This window comes from Saccharopolyspora indica, from assembly GCF_027853965.1.
Classification (GTDB): domain Bacteria; phylum Actinomycetota; class Actinomycetes; order Mycobacteriales; family Pseudonocardiaceae; genus Saccharopolyspora; species Saccharopolyspora indica.
The window spans coordinates 54,353-79,863 of sequence record NZ_JAQGLB010000001.1 but is presented as its reverse complement, the minus strand read 5'-3'; the positions used below and the strand labels follow the sequence as shown (position 1 = coordinate 79,863).

The 25,511-nt window shown below is 71.0% G+C and carries 22 protein-coding genes; 5 read left to right on the top strand and 17 right to left on the bottom strand.

What is annotated here, in order from left to right:
- Positions 1 to 115: 115 nt before the first annotated feature.
- From OU416_RS00370 to OU416_RS00360, 3 genes are all read left to right on the top strand, one after another.
- Positions 116 to 1,039: a LysR family transcriptional regulator gene (locus OU416_RS00370; RefSeq protein ID WP_270924731.1), complete on the top strand. Its 924-nt coding sequence runs from the start codon at positions 116 to 118 to the stop codon at positions 1,037 to 1,039.
- Positions 1,040 to 1,184: 145 nt separating this feature from the next.
- Positions 1,185 to 2,021, top strand: coding sequence for an SDR family oxidoreductase (locus tag OU416_RS00365; RefSeq protein ID WP_270924730.1), 837 nt, complete (start codon positions 1,185 to 1,187; stop codon positions 2,019 to 2,021).
- A gap of 158 nt (positions 2,022 to 2,179) precedes the next feature.
- Complete coding sequence (locus tag OU416_RS00360; RefSeq protein WP_270924729.1) at positions 2,180 to 3,088, top strand: F510_1955 family glycosylhydrolase; 909 nt, start codon at positions 2,180 to 2,182, stop codon at positions 3,086 to 3,088.
- Between the two features lie 105 nt (positions 3,089 to 3,193).
- Here the strand turns inward: OU416_RS00360 and aztD are convergent, their stop codons facing one another.
- The 4 genes from aztD to aztB are packed head-to-tail and all read right to left on the bottom strand — an operon-like array spanning position 3,194 to position 7,372.
- A complete protein-coding gene (aztD, locus tag OU416_RS00355) occupies positions 3,194 to 4,351 on the bottom strand; it encodes a zinc metallochaperone AztD (RefSeq protein WP_372907212.1) in 1,158 nt (385 codons plus the stop codon).
- A 35-nt stretch (positions 4,352 to 4,386) separates the two neighbouring features.
- A complete protein-coding gene (aztC, locus tag OU416_RS00350; protein WP_270924727.1) occupies positions 4,387 to 5,322 on the bottom strand; it encodes a zinc ABC transporter substrate-binding protein AztC in 936 nt (311 codons plus the stop codon).
- A complete protein-coding gene (locus OU416_RS00345; protein ID WP_270924726.1) occupies positions 5,319 to 6,506 on the bottom strand; it encodes a hypothetical protein in 1,188 nt (395 codons plus the stop codon). Before OU416_RS00345 ends, aztC begins: the two co-directional genes overlap by 4 nt.
- Positions 6,507 to 6,508: 2 nt before the next feature.
- Positions 6,509 to 7,372 carry a zinc ABC transporter permease AztB gene (aztB, locus tag OU416_RS00340; protein WP_270924725.1) on the bottom strand — a complete coding sequence of 288 codons (864 nt, stop codon included), beginning with the start codon at positions 7,370 to 7,372 and terminating at the stop codon, positions 6,509 to 6,511.
- A gap of 76 nt (positions 7,373 to 7,448) precedes the next feature.
- Between aztB and aztA the strand changes: the two genes are divergently transcribed.
- Positions 7,449 to 8,165 (top strand): zinc ABC transporter ATP-binding protein AztA, encoded by a 717-nt coding sequence (aztA, locus tag OU416_RS00335; protein ID WP_270924724.1) that lies wholly within the window; start codon positions 7,449 to 7,451, stop codon positions 8,163 to 8,165.
- Between the two features lie 23 nt (positions 8,166 to 8,188).
- Here aztA and OU416_RS00330 read toward each other — a convergent pair whose 3' ends face one another.
- From OU416_RS00330 to OU416_RS00280, 11 genes are all read right to left on the bottom strand, one after another.
- Positions 8,189 to 8,779, bottom strand: a complete 591-nt coding sequence (locus tag OU416_RS00330) for a GrpB family protein (protein ID WP_270924723.1) — start codon at positions 8,777 to 8,779, stop codon at positions 8,189 to 8,191.
- A 111-nt stretch (positions 8,780 to 8,890) separates the two neighbouring features.
- Positions 8,891 to 9,859 (bottom strand): 3-hydroxyacyl-CoA dehydrogenase NAD-binding domain-containing protein, encoded by a 969-nt coding sequence (locus OU416_RS00325; RefSeq protein WP_270924722.1) that lies wholly within the window; start codon positions 9,857 to 9,859, stop codon positions 8,891 to 8,893.
- A complete protein-coding gene (locus OU416_RS00320; RefSeq protein WP_270924721.1) occupies positions 9,856 to 10,962 on the bottom strand; it encodes an NAD/NADP-dependent octopine/nopaline dehydrogenase family protein in 1,107 nt (368 codons plus the stop codon). Before OU416_RS00320 ends, OU416_RS00325 begins: the two co-directional genes overlap by 4 nt.
- A 27-nt stretch (positions 10,963 to 10,989) precedes the next feature.
- Positions 10,990 to 12,360, bottom strand: a complete 1,371-nt coding sequence (locus OU416_RS00315) for a spinster family MFS transporter (protein WP_270924720.1) — start codon at positions 12,358 to 12,360, stop codon at positions 10,990 to 10,992.
- A gap of 281 nt (positions 12,361 to 12,641) precedes the next feature.
- Complete coding sequence (locus OU416_RS00310; RefSeq protein ID WP_270924719.1) at positions 12,642 to 14,060, bottom strand: aspartate ammonia-lyase; 1,419 nt, start codon at positions 14,058 to 14,060, stop codon at positions 12,642 to 12,644.
- Positions 14,061 to 14,070: 10 nt separating this feature from the next.
- Entirely contained in the window at positions 14,071 to 15,204 is a 1,134-nt protein-coding gene (locus OU416_RS00305) for a M20 family metallopeptidase (RefSeq protein ID WP_270924718.1), read from the bottom strand.
- A gap of 10 nt (positions 15,205 to 15,214) precedes the next feature.
- Complete coding sequence (locus tag OU416_RS00300) at positions 15,215 to 15,883, bottom strand: DUF1028 domain-containing protein (protein ID WP_270924717.1); 669 nt, start codon at positions 15,881 to 15,883, stop codon at positions 15,215 to 15,217.
- Positions 15,884 to 16,031: 148 nt separating this feature from the next.
- Positions 16,032 to 16,454: a RidA family protein gene (locus tag OU416_RS00295; RefSeq protein WP_270924716.1), complete on the bottom strand. Its 423-nt coding sequence runs from the start codon at positions 16,452 to 16,454 to the stop codon at positions 16,032 to 16,034.
- Positions 16,454 to 17,728: a flavin-containing monooxygenase gene (locus OU416_RS00290; protein WP_270924715.1), complete on the bottom strand. Its 1,275-nt coding sequence runs from the start codon at positions 17,726 to 17,728 to the stop codon at positions 16,454 to 16,456. Before OU416_RS00290 ends, OU416_RS00295 begins: the two co-directional genes overlap by 1 nt.
- Before the next feature lie 179 nt (positions 17,729 to 17,907).
- Positions 17,908 to 19,287 (bottom strand): MFS transporter, encoded by a 1,380-nt coding sequence (locus OU416_RS00285; protein ID WP_270924714.1) that lies wholly within the window; start codon positions 19,285 to 19,287, stop codon positions 17,908 to 17,910.
- A gap of 169 nt (positions 19,288 to 19,456) precedes the next feature.
- Positions 19,457 to 20,416, bottom strand: coding sequence for a LysR family transcriptional regulator (locus OU416_RS00280; RefSeq protein ID WP_270924713.1), 960 nt, complete (start codon positions 20,414 to 20,416; stop codon positions 19,457 to 19,459).
- Positions 20,417 to 20,590: 174 nt separating this feature from the next.
- Between OU416_RS00280 and OU416_RS00275 the strand changes: the two genes are divergently transcribed.
- Positions 20,591 to 21,145, top strand: coding sequence for a papain-like cysteine protease family protein (locus OU416_RS00275; protein ID WP_270924712.1), 555 nt, complete (start codon positions 20,591 to 20,593; stop codon positions 21,143 to 21,145).
- Here OU416_RS00275 and OU416_RS00270 read toward each other — a convergent pair.
- Together OU416_RS00270 and OU416_RS00265 are read right to left on the bottom strand one after the other, a co-directional pair.
- On the bottom strand, positions 21,135 to 21,773 hold the full coding sequence (locus tag OU416_RS00270; RefSeq protein WP_270924711.1) for a hypothetical protein: 639 nt from the start codon (positions 21,771 to 21,773) through the stop codon (positions 21,135 to 21,137). The genes OU416_RS00275 and OU416_RS00270 overlap by 11 nt on opposite strands.
- A 17-nt stretch (positions 21,774 to 21,790) precedes the next feature.
- The gene (locus OU416_RS00265) at positions 21,791 to 25,495 is read right to left on the bottom strand and encodes a hypothetical protein (RefSeq protein WP_270924710.1); all 3,705 of its coding nucleotides are present in this window, start codon (positions 25,493 to 25,495) and stop codon (positions 21,791 to 21,793) included.
- Positions 25,496 to 25,511 lie beyond the last annotated feature (16 nt).

The window sequence follows — 25,511 nt, the reverse complement described above, 5'->3', positions numbered from 1 at the left end:
AGCCCTTCCGGGTAGGTGATCGTTGACCTGATCAGGTCACACCCGCGACCCCGGCGTCATCCACAGCCATATCTGACGAAGCGTCCCGCGATACTTCTGACGTATCGTCGACTCCGTGGAAGCCCGTCACCTCCGCTATGCGCTCGCGCTCGCCGAGCACCAGCACTTCGGCCGCGCCGCGACCTCGCTGGGCATCGCGCAGCCGCCGCTGTCGACCCAGATCGCCGCCCTGGAACGGGAAGTCGGCGAGCGGCTCTTCGACCGCACCTCGCGCGGCGTCTTCCCCAACGCCGCGGGGGAAGCGTTCCTCGCCCGGGCGCGCTCGGCGCTCGCGGAGATGAACCGGGCCCGCGTCGACGCCGGGCGGGCGGCGCGCGGCGAGACCGGACGGCTGCGGATCGGGTTCATCGGCTCCGCGCTGCTCCACCCGCTGCCGGGAGTGCTCGGCCGGTTCCGCCGGTCGCACCCGGACGTCCGGCTCACGCTCCAGGAGCTGGACAGCCCCGCCTCCGCGGCCGCGCTGCTCGCCGGCGATCTGGACGTCGCCGTCGGCCGCGGCGGCCCTCGCGGGGCCGGAGCGGAGAACCTGATCACCGTGCCGATCGGCGCGGATCACCTGGTGGCCGTGGTCCCGAAGGCGCACCCCTTCGCCGGGCTCCCGTCCATCGACGTCGAGCAGCTGGTCCAGGAGCCCCTGATCGCCAGCGCGGACGCCGCGAGCTCCTACCTGCGGCCGCTGTTCGAGCTGGCCCCGGCCGCCCTCGAGGGTGCCGCGATGGCGCGCGACGTGCACACCATCGCCGGGCTCGCCGCCTGCTGCGCCGGAGTGGGCCTCGGCCCCGACCGGATGCGGCTCATCGCCCGCGACGACATCTGGTTCTGCGACGTCACGCCCCGGTTCCGGCTGCCGGACCTGCAGATGTCGTTCCGCGCCACCGATTCCTCACCGGTCCTCGCGGCGTTCCTCTCGGTGGTGCGCCAGAACTGCGCGGACGTCGGCACCCGCCTCGACGACCTCCTCGCCCGCCACTCGTCCTGACCTCCCGGCGGGAAGCCCTCCGGGTCCACTGCTCGGGCTCGTCGGCGGACTACCTCGAACAGTGGAATACGGGCCCGGAACGCGATATCGGCGATAGCGTTTCCGTCGCGGAGCTCGGGCGGATGATCAGGTGTGGAGGGAATTCATGTCGCAGCACTTGGCGGGCAAGGTCGTCGTGGTGACCGGTGCCGGTAGCGGTTTCGGCAGGCTGATCGCGGAGAAGTGCGCCGCCGGCGGCGCGAAGGTCGTCGGCATCGATGTCGACGCCGAGAACCTGGGGCAGGTCTTCGACGGCATCCGGGCAGCCGGTTTCGCCTGCACCGCGCAGGTCGCCGACGTCGCCGACCTGGCGCAGGTCAAGGCCGCCGCACGTCACGCGATCGAGACCTTCGGCGCGATCGACGTGCTCGTCAACAACGCGGGCGTGATGCCGCTGGCCTACTTCGCCGACCACGAGCGCGCGTGGGAGAAGTGGCACCGGGCCATCGACATCAACGTCAAGGGCGTCGTCAACGGCATCTCGGCGGTCTACGACCAGATGATCGAGCAGGGGCGCGGCCAGGTCGTCAACATCTCCTCGATCTACGGCAACGCGGGCACCGAGGGGTCCGGGGTCTACAGCGCGACGAAGGCCGCGGTGACCGTGCTGTCGGATTCCCTGCGCATCGAGGCCAAGGGCAAGATCAAGGTGACCACCGTGAAGCCGACCGGCATCTTCGGGACCAACCTGGGCGACTCGGTGGTCAACGAGAACGCGATCGTCGGCCTGGTCGGCCAGCGGGCGGCGCAGTTCGCCGAGAACGTCACCCACTTCACCAACGGCACGCTCCCACCCGAGAGCACCGACGTGAACTCGGCCAAGTACTGGCTGATCACGCCCGAAGACCTGGCCGGAGCGGTGGTGCACGTCATCGACCAGCCCTGGGGCATCAGCATCAGCGACGTCACCGTCCGCGCCAGCGGCGAGGACTACGTCCACTGACCGGAACCTGGGGACCTCGGGTAGCGACGGGCTCGAGCCGGGCACCTCAATACTATTACCGCTAGTACGATGGGCCATGCAGATCAAGTACTAAGGTGGATAGTATATTCGTGCCGGAAGCGGGCACCGCCCGGACGAACCGAGCAACAGGGGGCAGCATGGCCTCGAAGCGGCGCGCACCGGCACAGATCGGCACCCGGCAGAGCACTCGCCGAACGGTCGTCCTCTCGGTCACCGCGCTGCTGCTGATCGGAATCGTCGTCGCCGGAGTCTGGTCGGGTACGCGCGACGCCCCGCAGACCTCCACCGCCCCGCAGGCGGAGACGATGCTGCACGTGCACGGCCTGGGCGTCGATCCCGGTGACGGCGAGCTCTACGCGGCCACGCACAACGGCCTCTTCCGCATCCCGGCGGAGGGCGTTCCCGAACGGGTCAGCGAACGGCGGCAGGACATCATGGGCTTCGTCGTCGCCGGCCCCGGGCGGTTCCTCGGCAGCGGCCACCCCGATCCGGCCGACACCGGCATGCCGAAGAACCTCGGACTGATCGAGAGCACCGACGGGGGCGTCAGCTGGCACCCCTTGTCCCTGCACGGCGAGATCGACTTCCACTCCCTGCAGGCCGAGCACGGCCGCGTCTACGGCTACAGCAGCACGACCGGCGAGATCATGGTCAGCGAAGACCGCCTCTCCTGGGACCGCCGCGCCCAGCTGGCCGCAGCGGACCTCGCGGTGAGCCCGACCGATCCCGACGAGCTGCTCGCCACCACCGAGCAGGGCCTGGCTCGCAGCACCGACGGCGGGCGGACCTTCACCACCGCCCCTGGCGGCCCGCTGCTGCTGCTCGCCGACTGGCCGGCTCCCGACCGCGCCTACGGCATCGACGTGCGGGGCCTGGTCCACCTCAGCACCGACGGCGGAACGACCTGGACGCCGCGCGGTCAGCTCCCCGGCCCACCGCAGGCGATGACCTTCGCCAACGGACGCCTGTTCGTCGCGACCGAATCCGAGCTGGTGGTGTCCGACGACGACGGGCAGAACTTCACCACGCGATCGCCGCTGATCTGAGGCCGTTGCCGCGAAGTCCTCCCGCCGCGGTCGGCCACGCCGACCAGACCGGGATCCGGGGAACCTGGTGGCGTTCCCCGGATCCCGGTGCGGTCCCGGAGGACGTCAGGCCTGGACGCCGCTGAGCTCGTTCGGGGTGGCGGGCAGGCTCCCGGTGGCCAGGCGCTGGCCCGAGGCGAGGTCGATCGCGTGGATCTCCTTCTTGCCCGGATCGGTGACGTACGCGGTACCGCCGCGGACGAAGATCGCAGGCCGGGGCTGCTGCCACTCCAGCGGCTCCTGCCAGGGGTCCAGGACCGGGATGGACCGGGTCACCTGGGCGGTCACCGGGTCGATCTGGTGGATCCGGCCGTCGGTGCCCAGGACCAGGGCCTCGCCCGCGGCTCCCCTGGCGAGGGAGCGGAAGGTGTAGCTGGTGCCGATGTCGACCAGCCGCAGCGTGCCGTTGGCGGTGTCGATGAGCGCGACCTGCTCGGGGCGTTCCAGTTCGGCGTGCTCGTCCTGCTTGTAGTCGCCCAGCACGATGGGCGAGGCGTCGGAACCGGCCTGGTTGCCGATCCGGCCGTACTCGGTGGGGCTGGTGACCTTCGTGATGGCGCCGTCGCGGTAGATCAGCGCGCCGTTCTCGCAGCCGACCACGACGGTCTCGCCCTGCGCGGTGGCCTCCCCGTGCACACCGGGGCAGTCCTCGTTGCGCGCGATCTCCTCGCGCGCCGCGTCGAGCACCGCGATGCCGCGCCGCTCCTCCTCGTTGCCCACGGTGATCACGAGCTCGCCGTTCGCCAGCTCGATCGCGACGCCGTGGTGCGCTTCCGGCGCCCGGTACACCTCGGTCGGCGGCAGGCCGTCGCCGAGTTCCGCGGGGTCGAAGGTGGTGACCTCACCGGTGCCGTCGGCGAAGAGGACCGTCTTGCCGGCGTGCCGCACGACGTGGCCAGGCTTGGCACCGGCGAACTCGGCGTCGGTGAGCACCGCGCCGACGGCGTCCAGGACGCGGAAACCGGTCGTCGTGGAGACCAGGACGTGGCGGTCGTCACCGGCGGGGTTGAGGCGGTTGAAACCGGCCAGCGGCAGGTCCTTGACGACCTGGAGCGTCTTGCCGTCGAGGACGTGCACGCCACCGTCGTAGGTGACGGCGATGGGATCGGCCACGACCGCGGCCGCCTCCGGCTGGGGCGCGGCGGTGCCGCAGGCCGCCAGCACGACCGCCAGGGATGCGGTGGCGCACCCGGCCGTGATCTTCTTGCGTAAACTGGTACTCATCATCACCATTCCACTGTGGATTGACGAAATCGGGTTCAGCGCTGGCCGAGCGCCCGGACGATGGAATCGGTGTTGGACCGCATCATCTCCAGGTAGTCGCCCGCGCCCCGCCCCGGCGAGCTCAGCGATTCGGAGAACAGCGGCACCACCTCGACGTGCAGTCCGGCCTGGTCGGCGAGGACCTGCGCGAGGCGGTCCGGCTGCGAGGAGTCGGCGAAGATCGCGGGCACGCCCGCCGCGCGGATGGTGTCCGCCAGCGACTTCAGGTCCGATGCGCTGGGCGAGGCGAGCGTCGTCCCGCTGGGCACCACCGCACCGATGACCTCGAAGCCGTACCGCTGGGCCAGGTATCCGAACACGTGGTGGTTGGTCACCAGCTTGCGCCGCTCGGCCGGGATGGCGGCGAACCGCTGACCCAGCTCCGCGTCGAGCCGGTCGACCTCGCTCCGGTACTGCGCGGCGTTGGCGCGCACGACCTGCGGGTCCACGCCGTCGACGTGGGCGATGACCTGCTCGGCGATCACGTCGACCGCCCGGCTCACCCGCCGGGGATCGGTCCAGAAGTGCGGGTCGAGCTGCCCGTCGGCGTCCGCCGCGGTGTAGCCGAGGGGATCGACCCGCTCGCCCACGGCGACCGCCGGGATCCCGGCGGACTCGGCTGCCCGGACGTTGCGCGCGATGCCCTCCTCCAGCCCCAGTCCGTTGTGGACGACGAGACCGGCTTGCTCCAGCTTCGCCGCCTCCTGCGCCGAGATCGCGAACGAGTGCGGATCGGCGTCGGGCTTCATCAGCACCGTCACCTCGGCTTCGCCGCCGACGATGCGCCGGGTGAGGTCACCGAGGATGTTGGTCGTGACGACCACGCCGGACCGGTCCTGGCCCGCGGCGGTGCAGCCGGTGAGCACCAGCAGGACGGCGATTCCCACGGCGACGAGCAGCCTCCGAACACCGCGGTGATCTGCCGCGCTCATCGCCCGGTCTCCACCACGTGCCCGATCCGGCCGCCGAGCTCGAAGGTGCGGGCCTGGCGGAGGGAGTCGTTGTAGTCGATCTCGTGGACCACGCCCGCGTCGTTGACGTAGGCCCGCGTGGTGTCGACCTCGATCGTCGGCGCGGCACCATCCGGCGCGCTCAGCAGCTGGACCGCCGCCGTTTCCCGGCCGGTTTCACCGTCGAAGGCGCGCAGAGCTCCGTCCGGGGTCACGGCGAGCAGCGGTGCACCGGCACCGACCGCGCTGACCGCCAGCGTCGGGCCGGTGGCGACGAACGTCCACGTGCGGTGCGCGACGTCCAGCGACCAGACGCCGGATTCCCCGGCCTTCGCCGCGAGCGCGTCGCTGCCCGGCCGGTGGTCGAACTCCCGCGCCCGCTCCGCTTCGGGAACCGGCTGCGGGTAGGGGATCTTCGCTCCGCCGAACGTTCCGTCGTCCGACGTGACGAGCAGTGCGCCGTCGGCGCAGCCGAACACGACGCCTCGCCGGGTGACCGCGGCACCGGCCGGGCTCGGGCACGGCTGGTCGATGGTCGTCACCGGCTGCCCGTCCCGGTCGCGGACCTGGACCTGGCCCGGCTGTTCCACCGGCACGAGGAGGTGACCGTCGTAGGGCACCACCGCCGCCTCCCGCGCGACGCCCTCGACGGTGCCGGTTCCGGCGATCCTGCCGGCATCGAGCTCGGCGCGGTCCAGCAGGCTCGCGCGGCCGTCGCCGAAGGACACCGCTACGACCGCGGGATCGCTGTGCGCGCCCACCAGCCCCGGCCCCGGGATCGCGCCGACCTCGCGAACGGCGGCGCGGTAGTAGTGCACGTGGTCGCCGTGGTCGACCATCCAGGCACCGCTGTCGACGATCCGCACCTGCCCGCCCGATGCCAGGTAGGCGAACCTCCCGTCACCGGTGGCCTCCTCGACGCCGGACGCCCGCCCCACGTCCGTCACATCACCGGTGATCAGGTCCAGCACCCGCACGGTCCCGGAGTCCACATCGGACATAACCAGGCGCGACTGCGCCTCGGCGGCCTCCTCCGCGCCCTCGACGTAGCCGTGCGGCAACACCTCGGCAGGCGGTTCCGGCACGCCGCTCGCGCACCCTCCGAGGAGCAGGCTCGCGACCGAGAACCCCACTGCGGCAACGGTCTTCTTTCCGATTCGGTTCACGTTCACCTTTCGATTCCTGCGTCCACCCGCGAGGTGGCCGACAGCCGCTGCGCGCGGTGGCGGATTTCCGCGGCCAGCGCGGAGATGAAGAACAGCCCGACCGCGGCCGCCGAGATCGTCGCTCCGGCCGCGGTGCCCCAGTGCCACGACGCCACCAGCCCGATGACCGTCGCGGTCGTGCCGAGCAGGGCCGCGCCGAGCATGATCGCGGGAATCCGGTCCACCCAGAGCACGGCCGCCGCGGGCGGCGCGATCAGCAGGCTGAACACCAGCAGCGTTCCGACGACGTGGAACGAGGCGACGATCGCCAGCGTGACCAGGCCCAGCAGGCAGGCGTGCGCCAACCGGGGCCGCAGGCCCAGCGTGTGCGCCTTCCGCGGATCGAAGGCCAGCGCGACGAACGACCGGTGGCCGAGCGCGGACACCGCGAAGGCGACGACCAGCGCGACCCCGAGGAATCCGAGGTCCTGCTGGCGCACCGCCAGGACGTCGCCGAAGAGGAACCCGGTCAGGTCGACCGCGAAGGACTGCGAGTGCGACACGACGATCACGCCCAGCGACAGCATTCCGACGAACAGCAGCCCGATCGCGGTGTCCTGCGACAGCCGCGAAGACCGGCTCAGCGCGGTCACGCCGAGCGTCATCGCACCAGCGCTCAGCGCCGCGCCGAGCAGCAGGTTCCCGCCGAAGAGCGAAGCCAGCGCGACGCCGGGGAGCATTCCGTGCGACATCGCGTCGCCGAGGAAGGCCATGCCGCGCAGGACGACCCACGTACCGGCCAGCGCGCAGATCAACGAGACCAGCACCCCGGCCCACAGCGCCCGCGCCACGAAGGACACCTCGAACGGGACGAACAGCCAATCCATGACCGAGGACACTATCGCAAATGGTTTTCAATTTCGATAAGATGGCGGTGACGTCGAACACCACGTGAGGAGTGCAGTGACGATCGCCAGCGATCGAACGGAGATCACCATCCGCGGCCTGACCGTCGGCTACACGCGCGAACCGGTGCTGCGCGGTCTCAGCGCGAAACTCCCGCGCGGACGGACGACCGCCATCATCGGGCCGAACGGATCCGGGAAGTCGACCTTGCTCAGCGCGATCGCGGGTGTGCTCCGCCCGGCCGCGGGCACCGTCGAGGGCATGACCGGCCAACGGCCCGCGTTCGTCGCGCAGCGCAGCGCGGTGTCGGATTCGCTGCCCATCAGCGTCCGCGACACCGTCACCATGGGGCGGTGGGCGCACCGAGGCCCGTGGCGGCGGCTGACCGCCCACGACCGGGCCGTCGTCGAGGAATGCCTGGCCCGCTTGGAACTCCGCCCGCTGGCCGCCCGCAGGCTCGGCTCGCTGTCAGGCGGCCAGCGGCAGCGCGCGCTGCTGGCGCAAGGCCTCGCCCAGGAGTCCGGGCTCCTCCTGCTCGACGAGCCGGCCACCGGACTGGACGCAGAGGCGCGACGGCTGATCGCCGACGCGCTGGAGCACGCCAAAACCCGTGGCACGACAGTGGTTCAGGTGACCCACGACTTCACCGAAGCCGAGCGCGCGGACCACTGCCTCGTGCTCAGCACCGGACGGCTGATCACCGAAGGCGCGCCCGACGACGTCCTGACCCCGCAGGTCCTCCAGGACGTCTGGGGCATCCGGCCGCGCCCCTGACAACCTCGCCGCGCCAAAGGGGTTCAACGGCGCTGGCTGGGCTCCCGGCGCATGATCTGCTGCACGACGGCGGTCTTGGCATCGGCGTAGTCCTGCACGTGCCGCCACACGCGTCGCGCCAGCTCGCGCTTGGTTCGCGCGTAGTGATCGCGATCGGAGTCGCTGGCCCGCAACCGATCGCGGAAGAGCAGCATCCGGCCGATCTCCGGCTCGCCCGAACTGAAGACGTGCAGGTTGACATCGGTGTCCGGGCCGTTCAGCAGCCGGTGCTCGCACCAGTCCGGTTCCCGGACCCGCAGCACGTAGCCGGCCGATTCGAGCGCAGGCACGTAGGAACGCTCGTCCGCGGAGTCCGGCACGACCAGGACGACGTCGATGACCGGCTTCGCAGGCAGTCCCGGCACCGCGGTCGACCCGACGTGCTCGACCCGCAACGCGATGTCCCCCAGCGCAGCCGCGATCCGGCTCGCCTCCCGCTGGAAGAGCCGGGGCCAGCCGGGGTCGTAGTCGACGACGGAGATGGTGCCGTCGTGCGGATCCAGCTCGCCGACGGTCACCTCCCGCAGCTCCGCATCGCTGTTCCCGGCGAAGTCGGCCCGTTCCGCGTTCGGCATGTCCCCAGCTGCCCCTCTCCCGGATGACGGCTCGGCGTTGTGAGGAAGCCTTCCAGGCTATACCCGCCTGAACCGCGCCCGCGACACCGATCTCGCCGCGTCACCCGAGGTTCAGTCCTCCTGCTTGGTCGGGACTGGGGTGCCGTTGCGCAGGTGAGGCTCGCGGAGGCCGAAGACGTCCTGGAACTCGCGCATGCGCGCTGCCCGGTACTCCGGGACTCCGGCGGGGTCGAAGTCGTAGAAACCGGCACCGTCCTGCAGGCCGCGGCGGTCGGTCGTCATGTGCCGCTCGATCACGTCCGGGTGCTGGAAGCGCTCGCCGAGCTCGCCCTTCAAGTAGCGGGAGGCGTAGTAGAGGATGTCGCAGCCGCCCCAGTCGATGAACTCCAGCGGGCCGAGCACCGAGAAGCGCGGGCCGAGGCCCGCCCGGACCGCCAGGTCGATGTCGGCCGCGCTGGCCACGCCCTCCTCGACCATGCGGGCGGCTTCGTTCATCACCAGCGCCTGCAGCCGCGGCACGATGTAGCCCGCCGCCGGGCCGCACACCACCGGGACCTTGCCGATGCGCTCGAGCAGACCGGTCAGCGTCGCGACCGCGTCCGGGTCGGTGTCGTCGCTGCGGCTGACCTCCACCAGCGGCATCAGGTCGGCGGGGTTGAGCCAGTGCGCGTTGACCACCCGGCCGGGCCGGTCGACCAGCTTGGCGATCTCGGTGACCAGGAACGTCGAGGTGGTCGATGCGATCACCGCGGACTCGCCGACCCGGGTGCAGGCCCAGGCCAGCGCCTCGCGCTTGACCTCGATGACCTCCGGCACCGCCTCGAACACCACCGCCGCGCCGGACAGCTCCGCCGTCTCCCGGCCGCACACCGTCAACCCGGCCAGTGCCGCGTCGTCGCCGACCTTCGCGCGCAGCTGCTCGGCGAGGCGGTCGCGGACGCGCCCGCAGTAGGCGCTGCGCTCGTCGTCGGTGCGCTCCTTGACGTCGGCCAGCACCACCGGCAGGCCCGCCGCCAGGAACGTCAGCGCGATGCCCTCGCCCATCCGGCCGGCACCGATCACCGCGATCTCGTCGGTCACGACTCGAACCCCTCCACCAGCAGCTGAGCCAACTCGTCCCGGGACAGCCCGGCCAGGCCCAGGCTCTCCAGCGTGCGCCCCTCCGCGTAGAGGTCGCGCCCGGTGATCGCCGATGCGATGCTCAGCAGGCCCTGCGCCACCGGGGTCGGCACGCCCGCCCACCGGCCGACCGAGACCAGCAGGGACAGGCCCAGCCGGGTGTCCTCCAGCATGTACCGGTGGCTGAGCAGGTCGATCTTCTCCCGCCAGTCGCCGCTGTCGGTCAGCTTCTCGTGCGCGGCGCGGCCGTACATCCACTCCTCGCCGTCGGTGGCGTAGTGGTCGGCCAGCGGGAAGTGCGGGGCGCGGTAGCCGAGCGCTTCGCGCAGCGCGACGCGCTCGGCGTCCAGCGCGTCGGTGACCCGGCGGATCGACTGCTGGGTGCCCTCGTTGTGGATGTCCCAGGCCTCGAAGTGCTCCAGCGGCCCGGCGTTCATCATGATCAGCGGTGGGTGGATGATCGGCCCGGCGTTCATCAGCGCCCCGCTGAGCCCGTCCTCGGCGGCCTCGACGCTCGGGTAGGCCTCGCGCAGCACGCCGAACGCCTTGTCCGCCAGCCGGCTCGGGAACACCCCGGTCGGCAGCCGCGTCGCGTAGCAGCTGATCACGATCTCGGTGTCGCCGTGCCTGCGGGCCAAGTAGGGCAGCGTGCCCGTTTCGGCGAACGCCACCTCGGCGGAGTTGCCCGCCCCGGCCATCGCCTTGGCGAACAGCACGGAGCCGAGCGTGCCCGGCGGCAGGAAGACGACCTGGCCGTCGGCCAGCAGCGGGGCCAGCCGCGCCGCCAGGTCCTGGTGGGTGGTCGAGGGCAGCGGGATGACGATCAGCGCGGCCTCGCGCACCGCCTCGGCGAGGTCGGTGACCGGCCGGATCGCGCCGTCGGCGTCGCCCACCGGGACCTGCCGGGTGCCGCGGTGATCGCGGACGGTGACGGCGCCTGCCGCGCGGAGGGCCTCGTGCGCTCGGGCGTCGCGCCGCCACCACCGCACGTCGTGGCCTTGCTCGGCGAGTTCCGCTGCTGCGGCCCAGCACCCGTGCCCGCCTCCGAGGACTGCGATTCTCAACTCGTCGAACCCTTCTCGTGTCGGAACTCAGCCGGCCTGCACGGTCTCGCGCTGCTCGATGAGCAGCTTTTCACGCGAGAGGCTCTGCCGGAAGTGCTTGCAGCCGCGCCACAGCAGCGCGATGGTCAGCAGCGAGGCGATGCCGTAGACGATGGACAGCGACGAGCCGACCATCTTCTCGTCCCCGAAGACCCGGTCGGTGACCAGCGCGACCAGGGTGGTGCCCAGCGCGAGGCCGATCAGGTTCGAGATCAGCAGGAACATCGCCGAGACCTGGGCGCGCATCTGGTTCGGGCTGAGCACCTGCATGGCCGCGGTGGAGGCCGGCATCGGGAAGGAGGCGAAGAACATCGCCACCGCCAGCAGCACCAGCGACGCCCACAGGTTCCCCACCTGCGTGAACGCGATGACCGGGACCGTCATGCCCACCGCGCCGATCACCCCGGCGCGCATCGCCGCGTCGGAGTACCCGCGCTTGGCCAGCAGGTCGATCAGGTAGCCGCCGAAGAGCACGCCGCTGCCGTTGGCCACCAGCACGACCACGCCCAGAAGGTAGCCCGCCTCGGTGGAGGTCAGGCCGAAGGCGCGGATGTAGAACGCCGGGGTCCAGGCCATCATGCCCAGCAGCACCAGGGCGTAGAGGGAGAAGCCCAGGTAGTGCGTGGCGAAGGTCGTGCGGTGGCTCCACAGGAAGCCGAACACGTTGCGCAGCGCGACCTTCTGCACTCCCCCGTCGGCGTCGTGCTTGAGGCCGCGGCGGCCCGGGTCGCGCACCGTCAGGAACACCAGCAGCGCCAGCAGCAGACCGGGCAGCCCGACGATCAGGAACGTCAGCTGCCAGGCCCGCACCTCACCGGCCACCGGCAGCACGATGGTCTCCACGGAGTTGAGCAGGTTGATGACGTAGCCGCCGATGATGAACGCGGCGGCGCCGCCGATGAACGAGCCGAGCGAGTAGATCCCGTAGGCCCGCCCGAGCTTGTTCTTCGGGAACATGTCGCTGAACATCGAGTACGCCGCGGGCGACAGCGCGGCCTCGCCGACGCCCACCCCGATCCGCGCCAGGAACATGTGCACGAATCCCTTGCTGAGGCCGGAGAGCGCGGTGGCCAGGCTCCAGAACGCGATGCCGATGGAGATGATCAGCGGCCGGGACCGCTTGTCCGCGAGGATCGCGATCGGCAGCCCCATGAACGAGTACAGCAGGGAGAAGGCCAGCCCGTTGAGCAGGCTGAACTGGGTGTCGGTGAGGCCGAGGTCGCGCTTGATCGGCTCGATCATCAGCGACAGGATCTGCCGGTCGACGAAGGAGAAGACGTAGGCGATCATGCAGACCGCCACCACGTACCACTGGTACCGGTACGACTTCCGCGCTTCGGGGAGCAATTCGTCGGTCATCGGCAAGCGCCCTCTGCAGTTCGGTGATCTCATCGGGCCCGCCGGGGATCGGCGAAGGACCGGGCCGGCGGTCGTCGGCGTGCCCGGTACGCTAATTTCGCGTGACCGGGGCAACAACTGGGGGTTCCCCTCCCGGGGCTCAGCGAATCCCCGACGCGGCTAAGGAAATCCCCTACACCGTCCCGGCGGGCGTCGTTCCACGTAGGACACCGTGGTCATCATGCCCGCCACCTCAGCGATGACTACCACTTTGGATAGTGGTCAATCGGCGGCATGCGAGGTCACCTCGACCGGGCGCGCTCCCGGCCGGTCAGCACGTCGGGGGCGAGCAGCGCGGCGAGCTGGTGCTCGGTGAGCGCGGTCCGCTCGCGCACCAGGTCGAGCGCCGGGTGGCCATCGCGGTGCGCCTCCACCGCGAGCGCGCACGCCGTCTCGTAACCGAGTGCCGGGCTCAGCGCCGTCACCAGCCCGGCCGAGCTCGCGACGATCGCCGAGAGGTGCTCCCGGCGGGCCTCGATCCCCGCCACGCACTGCTCGGCCAGCACCCGCAGCCCGGCGGCGAGGTGGCCCATCCCGGCGCTGAGCACCCGCGCGATGACCGGCTCGAACGGGTTGAGCTGGAGCTGGCCGCCCTCGGCCGCCAGGGTCACCGTCACGTCGTTGCCGATGATGTCGAAGGCGATCTGGTTGACCACCTCCGGGATCACCGGGTTCACCTTGCCCGGCATGATCGACGAACCCGCCTGCCGCGCGGGCAGCGCGATCTCGCCGAACCCGGCCTGCGGACCGGAGGACAGCAACCGCAGGTCGTTGCATATCTTCGAGACCTTGACCGCCGTCCGCTTCAGGACGCCGGACAGCTGCACGAACACCCCGACGTCCTGGGTGGCCTCGACGAGGTCGGTGGCCGAGACGAGCGTGCCGATCCCGGTGATGTCGCGCAGGTGCGCCAGCGCGGCCTCCCGGTAGCCCGGGCGGGCGTTGAGCCCGGTGCCGATGGCCGTGCCGCCGAGGTTGAGCTCGTGCAGCAGCAGCCGGACCTCCGACAGCCGGGTCTCGTCCTCGCCGAGGGTCACCGCGAACGCGCCGAACTCCTGGCCGAGCGTCATCGGAACGGCGTCCTGCAGCTGGGTCCGCCCCATCTTCAGCACGTCGGCGAACTCCGCTGCCTTGGCCTCGAACGCCGCCCGCAGGACGGCCAGCGCGGCCAGCAGCTCGCCGAGGTGCGCGTCCAGGGCCAGCTTGACCGCCGTCGGGTAGACGTCGTTGGTGCTCTGCCCGAGGTTGACGTGGTCGAGCGGGTGCACGGTCGCGTAGTCGCCGCGCGGCAGGCCCAGGACTTCCAGCGCCCGGTTGGCGATCACCTCGTTGGCGTTCATGTTCGTCGAGGTGCCCGCCCCGCCCTGGACCAGGTCGACGACGAACTGGTCGTGCAGCCGCCCGGCCCGGATCTCCTGGCACGCCGCGACGATCGCCGAACCGATCCGCTCCGGCAGCGCCCCGATCTCGGTGTTCGCCGCCGCCGCGGCCTGCTTCACCGCGGCGAGCGCCACGACGAGGTGCGGCCGGGCGGCCAGGGTTTCGCCGCTGATCGGGAAGTTGGTCAGGGCACGCGCGGTGTGCACGCCGTAGTAGGCCTCGGCGGGCACGGCGGCGGTGCCGAGCATGTCGTGCTCGGACCGCGTGGCCGGATCGGGCATGGAGATCTCCTCAGGAGCCGTCGCGGGCCCGGTCCACCCCGGTCCAGGCCAGCGCTGTCGCTCCGTCGAGCAGGGCGCGCTCGGCCTGCTGACCGACGCAGTGCGCGGCGAACTCGCGCTGGTGGTTGGTGGCGGGCAGCGAGCCGATCCCGATGTAGGGGTGGATCGCGGGCACGACCTGCGAGACGTTGCCCATGTCGGTCGACGCCCGGTTCATCCGGCCGGCCAGCCCGTCCGGGGCGAACTCGCGCCCCAGCCGCAGGGCGTTGGCCCGGTAGGCCGCGAGCGTGCGCTCGTCGGTGCGGAACTCGGCGTAGGGCTTGCTCTCCGCCTCGACCTCCAGCGCGGTTCCGGTCGCCAGCGCGCCCGCTTCGAAGCAGCGCATCACCTTCGGCTCGATCTCGGCCAGCTCGGCCAGGGTCTCCGCGCGCACGTACCACCGGCCCGAGGAGGACTCCGGGATCGCGTTCGGCGCCGAACCGGCGGAGGTGACGATCCCGTGCACCCGCGAGCTCGGCGGCAGCTGCTGGCGCAGCAGGCCGATGGCGACCTGGGCGACGGTGAACGCGTCCGCGGCGTTCACGCCGTCCTCGGGGTAGGCCGCGGCGTGCGCGGACCGGCCGGTGTAGGAGATCCGGGAGTGGCTGACCGCGAAGGGCCGCGCCTCGGCGACGTCGACCGGCGCCGGGTGGACCATCATCGCCAGGTCGACGTCGCGGAACGCGCCGCGGTCCAGCATCTCGATCTTGCCGCCGCCGCCCTCCTCGGCCGGGGTGCCGTAGACCTCGACGGTCAGGCCGAGATCGTCGGCGACCTCGGCCAGCCCGAGCGCGGCACCGACCGACGACGAGGCGATGAGGTTGTGCCCGCAGGCGTGCCCGAGCCCGGGCAGCGCGTCGTACTCGGCGCACAGCGCGATCCGCAGCGGCCCCGAGCCGTAGCTGGCGAGGAACGCGGTCTCCAGCCCCAGGTAGGCCGGTGTCACGGTGAAGCCGCGGCGGTCGAGCAGCTGCGGGACCGCCGCGGCGGCGAAGTGCTCCTCCCAGGCCGTCTCGGGCCGGGCGTGCAGCGTCGTCGACAGCTCCACCAGGTCGGCGGCCGCCCGGTCCACCGCGGCGCGGACCGCGTCCTTCTCGCTCGGCATGCGATTCCTCCTACAGGTCGCCGGGAACGCCGTACGACGGCGCGGCCGATGGCTGCAGCCCGCGGCGGACGTAGTCGTCGCGCTGCGGCAGCCAGATCTCCAGTGCTTCGGCCAGGCGGTCGATCGGGTCCTCGGCCCAGTCGACGCGCAGGTCGGTCACCGGCCACTCCACGTCGGCCGCCACCACGGCGAGCCCCGCGGAGTGCACCGGTCCCGCCTCGCCGCCCGCTGCGACCGCCGCCTGCATCGCGGTGAGCAGGCGCTCTTCGAGCTCGCCCGTCGCGGCTTCGAAGGCCGCGACCATGACCGCCGGGATTTCGGTGCTGCTGAGCAGGTTCCCCGCGGCCACCGAGTGCGCACCGACGGCGGCGCCGTGGGTGCCGAGGGTGTGCTCGCCGCTGAACCACGCGGTCGGCCCGGTCGGCCCGACCGCCGACAGCTGGCGGTAGGCGAGATCGGTCGCGTCCCCGCCGACCTCCCGCAGAGCGCGCGGAGCGTCGCCGTGGACGGCCAGCCGGTCGAGGATGCGCCCGCCCAGGCGGGGATCGGTGATGTTCTGCGAGGCGGCGGCGCCGACGCCCGGCCGCAGGTGCAGGCAGCGCGCGGCCACCGCGGGACTGGACGAGCTGACGGCCATGCCGAAGCGGCCGTCCTGCCTGGCTGCGATCGAGAAGGTCACTGTCCCGCCTCGCAATCCCGCCACTCCGCGATTTTCAGTGGTGCTTGCGTCCAGGAGTGATCTTGCGTTTCGGGGGTTTCTCGTGGCCGGGTTGCTTCACGGTCCCCTGAGGTGCGGTTGAGCAGGACTCCGGTTGATACGAGGGGTGTCATCGTTCGTCCTCCGGGATCACGGCGATGGCGTCGATCTCGCACAGCCACTCGGGGCGGGCCAGCGCGGAGACCACCACGCCGGTGGAGATCGGGTGCACGCCCTTCGTCCAGCGGCCGACGGTCCGGTAGACGGTCTCCCGGTAGCGCGGATCGACCAGGTAGATGGTCAGCTTGACCAGGTGCTCCATCCGGCTGCCCGCCTCGCGCAGCAGCATGTCGATGTTGGCCATCGCCTGCTCGGCCTGGGCCCCGACGTCGCCGATGCCGACCGATTCGCTGGTGTCGAGGTCCTGGCCGATCTGGCCCCGGACGTAGACCGTGTTGCCCGCGACCACGGCCTGGCACAGGTCGTTGTCGAGGTTCTGCTCGGGATAGGTGTCGCGGGTGTTGAACGGGCGGATGCGGGTGTGCGTCGGCATCAGGCGGCTCCGGTCGTCTCGGTCGGTTCGGTGCGGTAGGAGAGGTAGCTGCGCTGGATCGCGATGTGCTCGGCCACGTAGGCGGCGTCGTGCCAGACGCCCCAGATGAAGCTCGACCCGCGCCGCGACAGCCACGGCAGGCCGAGGAAGTAGATTCCCGGCTCGGCGGACACGCCGCGGGTGTGCTGCGGCTTGCCGTCCTCGCCGAAGGCCCCGACCTGCAGCCAGTCGTAGTCGGGCCGGAAACCGGTCGCCCAGATGATCGAGGTGATCCCGGCTGCGGCGAGGTCCAGCTCGGCGATCGGGTCGGTGACGCAGTCCGGGTCGGGGCCGAAGGTGCGGGCCTGCGGTTCCGCGGGCAGGTCGAGCCCGTTGCGCTCGATGTAGTCGTCGGCCTCGTCGAGCATCTTCAGGTAGTTGGCATCGCCGTTGGCGATGTTCTGGCGCAGATCATCGGCGAAGTGCATCCGGCCGTCGGCGTAGCTGCGGGTCATGCCGAGGAGCGTGATGCCGCTGGCGGCGAGCTCCCGGAAGTCGACGGTCCGGCCGCCCTGCGCGCCGCTGACCGCGATCGTGACGTGCTCCGCCCCGCGCGGCGGCGCCGCGGCGTCCCACTTGTTGAGCACGCCGAGCCACCAGCAGAAGTCGCGACCCCGGTAGCGGCGCGGCGGCCGGTCGTGCGGGCCGACCGACAGGTGGACCTGCCGTCCGGAGCGCCTCAGCTCGTCGGCGATCTGGACGCCCGACGACCCGGCGCCGACCACGAGCACCGCGCCTTCGGGCAGCTGCTGCGGGTTGCGGTAGGAGCTGGAGTGCAGCTGGGTCACGTCCGCGTCCGCGGGGACGACGGGCGGGATCACCGGGGTCTGGAACGGCCCGGTCGCCGCCACCACGTAGCGGGCGTCGATCACGCCGTCCGAGGTCTCGACGCGGAAGCCGGGGCGCCCGGCGTTCTTCCGCACGCTGCGGACGTCCACGCCGCAGCGGATCGGCGCGCCGATCTTCTCCGCGTAGTCGGCGAAGTAGTCCGCGACCTGTTCCTTCGAGGCGAAGCCGTCGGGGTCGACGTCGGCGAACTCCATGCCCGGGAAGCGGTCGTGCCAGGCCGGGCCGTTGGCGACCAGCGAGTCCCAGCGCCCGGTGCGCCAGCGCTCCGCGATGCGATGGCGCTCCAGCACCAGGTGCGGGATGCCGCGGGCGCCGAGGTGCTCGCTCATGGCCACCCCGGCCTGTCCTGCGCCGACCACGAGGACCTCGGTCTCGTGCTGCGACATGTGAACCTCCGTTCCACTGGTCCCGGCGTTCTCGCTCCGGCGGATCGCGGCGTGATCGCCGGTGATCCGAGTCTGGGCGAATCCGCTGCAACAGACCAGAACATCTTTTTGAAGATCTGCATCGCTATGGCAGATGCACTCGGCCGTGCGGGCGCGCGACAGGCGCACGCCCGCGATCGTCAGGAATCGCCCTTGCCCGCGAGGGTTCCGGCCGGTGCGGCGTCGATGTCCTGCGCCTGCAGCAGGCTGCTCCCGGCCGTCTCGCGCATGCTCAGCGCGGCGACGAGCCCGATCGCCGCGGCGACCATCAGGTAGGGGCCGGGGACCAGCAGGCTGCCGGTGGCCGAGATGAGGACCGTCATCAGGAACGGCACCGTGCCCGCGAACAGCGCGGCGGTGATGTTGTAGGCGATCGACAACCCGCTCTGCCGCGTCCGGGTCGGGAAGATCTCCGCGGACCACACGGCGTAGCTGCCGAGGATCGCCGAGAGGATCACCGCCAGCACGAGCCCCGCGACGACGGTGCCGAGCATCCCGGTCTGCATCAGCAGGTAGGCGGGCGTGGCCACCACGAGCAGCGCGGTGGCGGCGCCGACCAGGACGGGCTTGCGGCCGATCCGGTCGGACAACCGGCCGAACACCGGCACCAGCACGAGCCCGAGCAGCGAGACGAAGGTCGACAGCAGCGCGGCGCTCTCGGCGGAGTGCCCCAGGTGGTCGGTCTGGTAGGTCACCAGGTAGGTCAGCACCGCGTAGAAGGGCACGTGCATCAGCGTCATGAGCCCGGCGGCCTGCAGCAGCTGCCGCCCGTTGACGCGGAAGAGCTCCTTGACGGGGCTGCGCGACACCGAGTCCGTCGCCTCCAGCACCCGGTACTCCGGGGTGTCCTCGATCTTCGTGCGGATGACGTAGCCGATCACGCCCATCGGCGCCGCGATCAGGAACGGGATCCGCCAGCCCCAGTCGGTGATCTGCTCCGGGGTCAGCGAGACCGACAGCAGGTAGAAGGCGAACGATCCGGACAGGAATCCGAGCAGCGAGCCGACTTCCAGCCAGCTGACGCCGAAACCGCGCCGGGCGCGCGGCGAGTACTCGGCGAGGAAGCTGGCCGCGCTGCCGAACTCGCCACCCGCCGCGAAGCCCTGCACCAGCCGGATCGCGACCAGCAGGACCGGCGCGGCCATCCCGATCGTCGCGTACCCGGGCAGCAGGCCGATCGCGAGCGTGGCCAGCGACATCACGATGATGACGATGGACAGCGTGCGGCGGCGGCCGATGCGGTCGCCGAGCGGCCCGAACACCAGCGCGCCCAGCGGGCGGATGGCGAAGGACACCGCGAACACGGCGAACACCGACAGCACGCCGGCGACCTCGTTCTCGGCGGGGAAGAACACCGTTGCGATGGTGGTGGCGAGGTAGGCGTAGACGGCCCAGTCGAACCAGTGGACGAAAACGCCGATCGCGCCTGCCGCGACGCTGCGGCGCAGCGTCGCGGGATCGGCCTGGACGGCCGCGTCGAGCGCGGCATCGGCGGCGGAACGTGGTGCAGGTCCGGACACGGGGCCTCCAGCGGTCGTCGCGGGGACGGCGGCAGGACGGCGCTGCGCGCCCCTGCCGTGAACAGCGCCGATGTCCTCGACGTGTTGGGAGGGGACGCTATGACCTCACCGGAAATCACTCAAACAGAGATAACAGGTCCAATGCATCGGCAAATCCGATGCACCGGCGTCAGGACCGCGGCGCGCGGCGCTTCTTGCCCAGCTGCCCGTTCGCCGCGCGCAGCCGCTCGACGACCGTGCGGGCGCTGTCGGTGACCGCGCGGGCCCGAGCGGTGCGGCGCACGGACTCCATCCACGCCACCACCACCGACAGCGACGGCACGTCATCGGCGATGGCACGCGATTCGACGCGCCCGCCGCCGTAAGTCCCGTCCAGCCCCGGGCGCTGGTTCAGCAGCGAGAAGCCCAGTCCTTGGGCGACCATCCCGCGAACGGCCTCGACGTTGTGCGACCGGTAGGCGATGCGGGGCGGCGCTCCGGCGGCGGCCAGCAGTTCGCGGAAGTACTCGCGGCTGTGCGGCAGGTCGAGCAGCACCATCGGCTCCTCGGCCAGATCGCGCAGCCGCACCTCCGGCAGCGCGGCGAGCCGGTGCCCGGGCGGCAGGATCACGTACGGCGGCGCCTCGGCGATGACCTCCCGCACCACGCCCTGCCCGAGCCCCAGGTCGTAGGTCACCGCCACTTCGACCGTGCCGCTGCGCAGCGCGGCGCTCACCGCGGCGGCCTCGAGTTCGAGCACCTCGACGTCGAGCCCGGGATGGACCGAGCTCAGCTCCGCGAGCAGCTCGGGCATCACGAACGGCACGAGCGTGACCATGCACGCGAGCCGGATGTGCCCGCGCACGTCGTCACCGCGGCCCCGCGCGGCGTCGAGCACCTCGCCGAGGTGCGCGAGCAGCCCGCGAACGTCCCGCAGGAACTCCTCGCCCGCCGCGGTCAGCACGAGCCCCCGCGCGTGCTGCCGGATGAACAGCGGCGTGCCCACCTGCTTCTCCAGCTGAGCGACGGCCGTCGACACGGCCGACTGAGCGACCCGCAGCTCCTCGGCGGCCTTCGTCATGCTCAACAAGGACGCGGCCTGCACGAAGTACCGCAACTGCGTGAGCGTCACATCCGGCTGCCTGCTCACCACAACACTCCCCTCGACCATCAACGAAACAGTTGCTGATTCCGAGAGGGCCATTACATCAGATCCAAGGACGACGGTGCCTGGTGGTCGGCGGTGACAGCCCGGCACCACCAGGACGGCCGTGGACGTGGCCGGGAGCGTGCGCATCTTCGCGGAGGGCGCTACGAAGTGGGCATGCGGTTGCGGGTGGAGCCCACGGATGTCGATCCCGCGGCGGAGCGAACGCGGGAGCGCCGGACAGCGTCGGCTCAGCGGGTGCTGGCGTTGGTGGTGGAACGGCAGCGGCGGGCGGACTGGTGCTGGGCCGCGGTGGCGTGCTCGCTCGGCTGGTACTTCGGTGCCCGCGGGTGGTCGCAGGAGGTCGTGGCGGAGGCGACTCCGCGGCCGGCCGGGCCGTCGCCCGGCGGCGATTTCGCTCGGCTGGAGGACGCGCTGGCGGTGGTGGGCTGCTTCGACCACTGGAGTCCGGGACATCCCGGGTTCGCCCGGCTGGCCGCGGAGATCGAGGTGGGGCTGCCGGTCGGGGTCCAGGTCCAGGCATCCGACGTCGCCCACTTCGTGCTCGTCACCGGTTACCACGCCGGGCGGCGCGAGCTGCAGATCTCCGATCCGGCGCACGGCACGTCGGTGCAGCCCTGCGCCCGCTTCCCGATCGAGTACCCACCGGTTGCCGGGTTCTGGCAGGGCACCTACTGGATCCGCCCGCCGGGACCGGTGGTCAACCGGTGATCCGGTAGGTGCCCTGCGAGAGGGTCCACCTCTTCGCGTCGACCGGCGCGTAGTCCTGCCGCTTGACCGTCCGGCACAGCGCGCTGGCGACCGCGTTGCCACCGGAGGGATCGGTGGTGTAGCGCTGCATGCTGTCGTAGGCCCGCACCAGCTGGCCGTACCAGGACAGGCCGAGGAGACCGGCAGCGCGGTCGAACCCCTCGCCCGGGTCGTCCGATCGGGCTTTCGGCCCGAGGAACAGGTTTCCCGGCAGCCAGCAGTACACCTGCATCAGCCCGTCGTAGAACTTCGGCTTGCCCGTCGCACCGGGATCGTGGGTCTCGGTGCTGATGCTCCGCGCGAGCTCGGCGACCCCGCTGCGCTCGGCGTCGTTGAAGTTCAGCCGGTAGCGGCCCATCGTCCTGGCGATCTCGCCCAGCACCAGCCGCAGATCGCCGAACCGGCCCTGGGCGAGCAGCGCGTTCCAGTAGTTCTTGAGCGTGCTGTAGGGGATGATGTGGTGCCGCGTCATCGGCACACCGGTGTTGGGCGGCTGCGCCGGTCCGCTGAGGTCCTTCTTGTAGTTCGGCACCGCCGCGAACGGCGCGGCGGGACGCTCTTTCGACGTGTACGTCAGGTTGTACGCCACCCGTGGTCACCTCGCTGTCACAGCATCTTCGTCGCGCGTTCCAGCGCGCAGGACTTGAACAGCTCCCACACCTTGTCCACGATCTTCCTCGCCTCGCCCGCGGTGAGGTTCCACGCCGCTTGCAGCGCCTTGGTCACCTGGTCCTTGGTCATGTTCCAGATCTGGTGCAGCGCCTCGACCGCCTTCTCCGCGGTGTAGCCCGCCAGCTTCAGCAACCGGGCTGCCTCGGACGCGGCGACCCCGAAGGCCTCCTTGAGGATCTTCGCGACGTCGTCGAGTCCCTTGATCAGGCCCTCCCCCACCGCCTTCGCCCACTTCTCGGCGCTGGCGGCGAATTCGTGGAAGATCTTGCCGGGCTGGGTGGCGAAGTAGTCCACCAGTGCGGCTTCCAGCTTCTTCCAGTCCCGCAGCGCGTCGAGGTTGAACCGGTCCGGGGTCAGCGTCTGGCTGCCGAACTTGAAGGAACCGCTGACGGCGAAGCTGAAGTCCGGGTTGATCGCGATCGCGACGGTCATCTCGAAGCGGACCCAGAAGTCCAGTCCGGCCGGGATGATCACGATGCCGCCGACCTTCACCGGCTGGGTCGTCTTCACCCGGAACGACAGGATCCCGCCGACTGCCGCGGCGAACGCGCCGTCCTTGAGCAGGCAGGACACCGAGTTGGTGAAGATGAAAGCCGCGGCCCGCCAGGTGAATTCCCAGCCGCCTTCCTTGGCGGTGGCCCTGATCATCGCACTCATGCCGAGCAGTTCGAGCTTGCCGGACAGGAACACGTAGTGGTCGCCGACGCGGCTGACAACCAGGGTGTTCACCGCGCCCTCCGGGCCCTTCTCCCCCGTGCTGTCCGAGAGCTGGAAGACGCCGTCCCCGAGCACGATCGGCTTGTCCACGCTGCCTGAGGCGTCGATGCCCTGCTCCGGCACGATCCGGACGTCGAACAGCAGCCGGTACCCGAACAGCGTCACGTCACCGGCCGCGCGGAACCCGAACGGCCAGTGCTTGTTGGTCCGGGGATCGGTGAAGCCGTTGGGGGCGAGCACGATCGCGAGGGCGAACTTCCGGAACTTGATCTCGTCGGTGAGCTTGACCAGTTCGCTGTTCTGATCGGTGAACTGGCGGATCAGGTCGCCGAGCACGATCTCCTTCTGCTCGTCGCCCTTGGCCAGCACCAGCGTGAACGCGTCCAGGTAGGGCACCTCGCCCCTGAACCCGCCCACTGCGGCCAAGTCGAGCTGCACGGCGTTCTTCCCCGAGCGCAGCGTGAGCGCGCCACCGGCGCCGAGGGACACCGCCGCTGACACGGGTTCCACGGCGATCAGGCCGAAGAAGTTCGCGACCTCCACGCCCTTGAGCCCGAACGGTTCCTTCCAGGTCGGAGTGTTCGTGGGCGGCGTCGTGCTGCCCTGCAGCTTCTTCTGCCACTGGTCGCCCTGGTCCGCGGCGAGCACGAAGTAGACCGCCAGCTTGCCCTTCAGGCTGACCACGCCGCCGAGTGCGAGGTTCAGCGTGACCTTCTGCTTGTTCAGGTCCCAGAACGTCAGGTCGAAGGCCGCGCGGAGGTCGAACTGGGCGAGCTTCGGCACGATCCGGATCTGGATGCCGGTGAACCGCACCCCCACGATCCCGCTCTCGCCGTCCTTCACCCGGTTCGCCAGGGCGATGGCGAGTTCGGACCTGTTCAGCGGCTTGGCGAGCAGTCCGGTCAGCTGCAGGTCGACCGCCCCGCCGAACACCGGCTTGAGCGCGTCCCCCAGCACTCCCTTGAGCTCGACGGTGGTGAAGAAGGTGACGCCGCGGCCGAGCTTGGCGGGCAGGTTGGGCGGCGGTTTCGGGTCGGCGGGCAGCGAGACGCCGTCGCGGGTGGACAGCGCGAGGCCGGACGCCTTGACCGTGATGCAGTCCTCGATCCAGCGCAGCACGTCCGGGTACCAGGTCCACCCGGAGGTCCAGACGGCGGCGATGAACTCCGTCGGCCCGCTGCCGGGCTTGCGCGCGAGGGCGAGGAACGAGACCTGGCTGGTGTCGACGCTGACCGTGCCGCTCACACCGAGGACGTACTCGGTGCCGACGCGGGTGTTCAGGCCCTGGTTCCCCGCAACGGTGAGCCGGACGACGACCGCGGTGAGCTCGACCGCGGGAAGGCCGTCGGGGTAGCCCAGGGTCTTGTCGAAGGTCCTGACCAGCGCGGTGAGGTCGGCCTTCGGCAGCCGTCCTTCGAGGGTGAACTTCCCCGGGATGTCCCAGCGGGCGTTGAACCGGGCCAGCGGGGCCTTTCCCGACGGGGGCAGCAGTTCCGCCTCGGCGCTGATCTCACCGGTCAGCTTCTTGCCGCCGTAGTCGAGCAGCACCGAGGCCTGGGTGAGCTTGACCGACACCGCGCCGAGCGCGAGCTGCCAGCCGCTGCTGACCGCGGCGGTCAGGGTGAACTCCCCGGCCGGGGCGACCGCCGTGATCTCCAGGTTGCGCAGCGTCAGCTCCGGGGCGTCCGGCAGCGGCAGTCCCAGCCTGGTCAGCAGCGACACGAGGTCCACCGGGCTGGCCGTGCTCAGGCCGAAGGTCGCGGTCACCCCGGCGGAGTCCCGGAAGAACACCGCGTCGGCGACCAGCTCGATCCCGTCGACCAGCGTGGCCTTGCCGCGCGCGGTGGCGGTGATCGTCCGGGTCGCCCCGTCGAAGGGGTTGGTGATGGTGAAACCGGCGGCGATGTCGCGAACGGTGAAGTGGTTCTCGACCACCTCCCAGGTCGTGGTGAGCCCGAGCTGGACGCTCACCTCGGCGACGATCTCCGCCGGGGACTTCCCGGAACGCAGCCGGATCACCAGTTGTTGCAGGGAGACCGCGCTGCCGAGCTTGAAGTTCTTGGTCACGGTGCCGGCGAGCGAGCCGCCCGCCCAGGTGGACAGCACCGCCGTGGACTGGGTGCGCGGGGTGAACGTTCCGGTGAGCACCAAGGTCTTCGCCCCGGTGTCCAGATCCGCGGTGAGCACGATGGGAGCGGCGGTGCCGATGGTGACCTCGGCGGCCACGCGGACGCGGTGCTTGATCGGCGGTCCGAGCTCGGTGACCACTTCCAGCCGGAACTTCGCGCCCATCGAACCGGCGGCCGACCAGGTGGACCGCAGGACGAACTTGGGCTGGAACTTCTTGGAGTCCGACATGTCGCCGGAACCGATCTCGATCTGCCCGGACAACGTCACCTGGCCACCGGCCTCCAGCAGCGCCGCGAAGTCGTGCAGCAGACCGGTCTTCTTCACCTTGGGCGCCTCGAAGGTGACGCCCTTGCTGAGCGCTGCGGCGCCGTTCCCGGCCTCGCGCGCCACCGACGTCAGGTGCAGGACGGGCCCGCTGACGAAGCCGAGCCCGTCGAGCGCGGTGTTCTTAATGGCCGGGAAGGCCGCGGCGAAGGTCCACTCGCGGGGCAGCGTGAGCGGGATGTACAGCGCCGGGGTTCCGTCGCTGGTCGGGTTCCCGGCGGAGTCGACGAGCCCGAACTCGATCCCCCGCACCGCGCGGTCCTTCGCGCCGATCATCGACACGGTGCCGTCGACCTTGATGACGTCACCGGACTTCTTCGTTCTCGCCCCGGTCACCACCAGGTTCCCGCCCAGCCACCGGCGGACCAGGTCGGCCACGTCACCGGCGCCGAACGCGGTCGAGGGCAGGGTCAGCTTGTCGTGCTCGGTGTGCTGGGTGAGGATCCGCTCGACCTCATCGATGCGCATGCCGGCTCCCGGGTCC